Raw genomic sequence first — 2,992 nt, forward strand, 5'->3', positions numbered from 1 at the left:
CGATAACGGTTATACAAGACAACATCACATATGAAGTGACGACGTTTAGGCAAGAATCTGCATATGAGGATCATCGCAAGCCAGAAAGTGTCCTTTATATTACCGAACTTGACGGTGATTTGCTGCGCCGTGATTTTACGATGAACGCGATGGCGCTTTATAGCGATGGTACGCTTTATGATCCATATGGCGGAATTTATGATTTGCAGTCCAAGAGGCTTCGCTCAGTCGGCGATCCGAACGCACGTTTTCAAGAGGATGCGCTTCGTATGTTAAGAGCGGTCAGATTTATTGGCGTCTACAGGCTCACTCCTTCGCTGCGAACATGGAAAGCAGTCATTCGTTATCGCGAGCTGTTAAATTATATTGCGATGGAGCGTGTGCAAGTCGAGCTAGATAAAATGGTAGCTGGAACTGCTCCGCAAAGAGCGCTGCATTTTGTTGCCGCAAGCGGACTTTTGTTTCATTTGAAGGAGTCCTTCCATGAAGAAACATTGTTATCGCTGAAAGAGATGGGACACGGAGACCAAGCACAAACGATTTATTCTCGCTTGCATGAGCTGACAGCTGTTGATTCTCGCTGGGCGGCACTGTCAATAGGGTTGCATTTATCTGTTGAGGCAGCGCAGCAGGCGCTGCAAGTGTTGAAATTTTCAAATACGCGCAGTAAGACCATAAGTACAATTGTAGCGATACATAAAGAAATGCTAGTTGTCTCGACGCAAACTAATGAGCGTGAGCTTCACTCGAGCTGGTTAAGCCTTGTCATTCGTTATGGAAAAGGGATTTGCGGCGAATGGATTCATGTTATGCGAACGCTAGAGAAGCAAGAGCTAGCCTTCACTGCTGCGTTTCTAAGACGTTTGGAGAACTGGATTGATTTATTGACCGTTTCATCACTTAAGCAGCTTAAAGTGACCGGCAAGGATCTAACAAATCATTTGCAACGAGATGCTGGACCATGGGTTAGTGAAACATTAAGCAAATTACTATTGCTAACAGCACTCGGTGAGATTGAGAATGAACGAAATGTTTTGCTTGAGCAAGCGTCGCTCGAGCGATGAACAATAACATTCACAGCAGATTGTTTTGCATTATTTTAGGAGGCACGCGCAGATGAATCAGGAGCTCTTGCTTCAATTGTTTGTAGACAAACCAGGTGAATATGTGTCCGGAGAAAACATTAGCCAAGAGCTCGGCGTCAGCAGAACAGCGATATGGAAGCATATTCGCAAGCTTGAAGCGGCTGGTTATCAATTTGAAGCTTCAAGACGTCTTGGTTATCGACTTCTAAGCATACCGGACATGCTGTCTGTAGAGAAACTTGAAAATCAGCTGCAAGGCAACATATTTGGACAGCATATTCAATATTTTGAAACGGTGGAATCCACTCAAAATCTTGCTCGTGCTGCAGCAGAAGAAGGCGCCTTGGAGGGTACCTTATTCGTTGCTGAGCAGCAGGTTAAAGGCCGCGGCCGAATGGGACGAGGATGGATCTCGCCGCGCGGCAAAGGCATTTGGATGAGCATGGTGCTGCGTCCTTCCGTACCGATTCATTTTGCACCGCAGCTTACCTTATTGACAGCGGTAGCGTTATGCCGCAGCCTGAAGCGTTTAACTGGGCTGCCAATTGGAATTAAATGGCCCAATGATTTGCTAATTGAAGGTAAAAAAATTAGCGGTATTTTGCTTGAATCAGCAGCAGAAGACGAAAGACTTCGATATGTTATTGCAGGGATAGGTATTAGCGTAAATCTAGAAGAAGCTGATTACCCAGTGGAATTGCTGGAGAAAGCAACATCACTTCGCATCAGCGGTCAGCAAAAATGGTCAAGAGAAGAAGTTATTGCTGATTTTCTGAAGGAATGGGAGCAGTTGTATTTCCTCTATCAGGAGCAAGGCTTTAGCCCGATTGTAACGTTATGGGAAGCTTTGTCCGTATCTTTGGGCAAAACGGTGCGCCTTACAACCCCACAAGGCGAATTGGTTGGAGTTCCGATTGGACTAGAAGAGAGCGGAGCTATTCGCATTCAACTGGAGGACGGCTCCATTAAGCCTGTTTTCTCTGCAGAGATGGGCGAACCTCTATAACGCATTACAAGTCGTTTACGTAATGAAGAAAGTTTGGTAAACTAAAGTCATCAGGCGGTATTCTAAGGAAGCTGCACTGATGATAAAAAATACGATGTAAATGGTTGGGAATGCACACTCTGCTCTGAGCCGTAGGGACCGAGACAGAAGGAAGCACAACAAGCAAACGTTTCCTTTTCAGTTTGGGGACCTTTTTGGCAGCGGCTAAAAGGTTTTTTTGTGTTTATCCTATCATTGAACGGGAGGATGAAAGCTGATGAGGAAACGACTGACGATTACAAAAATTAAGAAGATGAAGCAGGACCGCAATGCGATTTCCGTTTTGACAGCTTACGATTATCCTTCAGCCAAGCTTGCTGAAGAAGCTGGAATTGATGTCATTTTGGTTGGAGATTCACTCGGGAACGTTGTACTTGGATATGAGACTACCATCCCGGTAACCATTGATGACATTGTTTATCATACAAGAGCAGTTGCTAGGGGTGCCCAGCAAACGTTTATCGTTGCTGATATGCCCTTCATGACTTATGGCATTGGACGTGAAGCAACACTGCGCAATGCTGCGAAAATTATGCAAGAAGGCGGTGCTCAGGCTGTAAAGCTGGAGGGTGGCGTTGAAATTGCATCTGATGTATCCGCGCTTGTCAAAGCAGGCATACCTGTTATGGGGCATATCGGCCTGACGCCACAATCGGTTCATCAGCTTGGCGGGTACAAAGTGCAAGGTAAATTAGATGCCGAAGTGGAGCAGCTAGTGAAAGATGCGAAGGCGCTGGAAGAAGCAGGTGCTTTCAGTATCGTTCTTGAACTAGTAACTGAACCAATCGCTACAATGATCAGCGAAATGCTTTCCATTCCGATTATCGGAATTGGCGCAGGTCGCGGCTGCGATGGCCAAGTG

At 45.9% G+C, this 2,992-nt stretch carries 3 protein-coding genes; all 3 read left to right on the forward strand.

Annotation, left to right across the window (positions count from 1 at the left end):
- Positions 1-1,064, forward strand: a 1,064-nt coding sequence (locus AC1DSE_RS33540; RefSeq protein WP_477528938.1) for a tRNA nucleotidyltransferase/poly(A) polymerase-related protein, incomplete at its 5' end; no start/stop codon positions are given.
- 52 nt (positions 1,065-1,116) lie between these two features.
- A complete protein-coding gene (locus AC1DSE_RS33545; protein WP_477509634.1) occupies positions 1,117-2,091 on the forward strand; it encodes a biotin--[acetyl-CoA-carboxylase] ligase in 975 nt (324 codons plus the stop codon).
- 256 nt (positions 2,092-2,347) lie between these two features.
- On the forward strand, positions 2,348-2,992 hold a 645-nt coding region (gene panB, locus AC1DSE_RS33550; RefSeq protein WP_477528939.1), incomplete at its 3' end, for a 3-methyl-2-oxobutanoate hydroxymethyltransferase.

The organism is Paenibacillus sp. 01L418 (genome assembly GCF_056400045.1).

Bases quoted from the DNA above. Each gene is read 5' to 3' on its own strand.
- AC1DSE_RS33545 (WP_477509634.1), top strand. From the start codon at position 1,117: ATGAATCAGGAGCTCTTGCTTCAATTGTTTGTAGACAAACCAGGTGAA.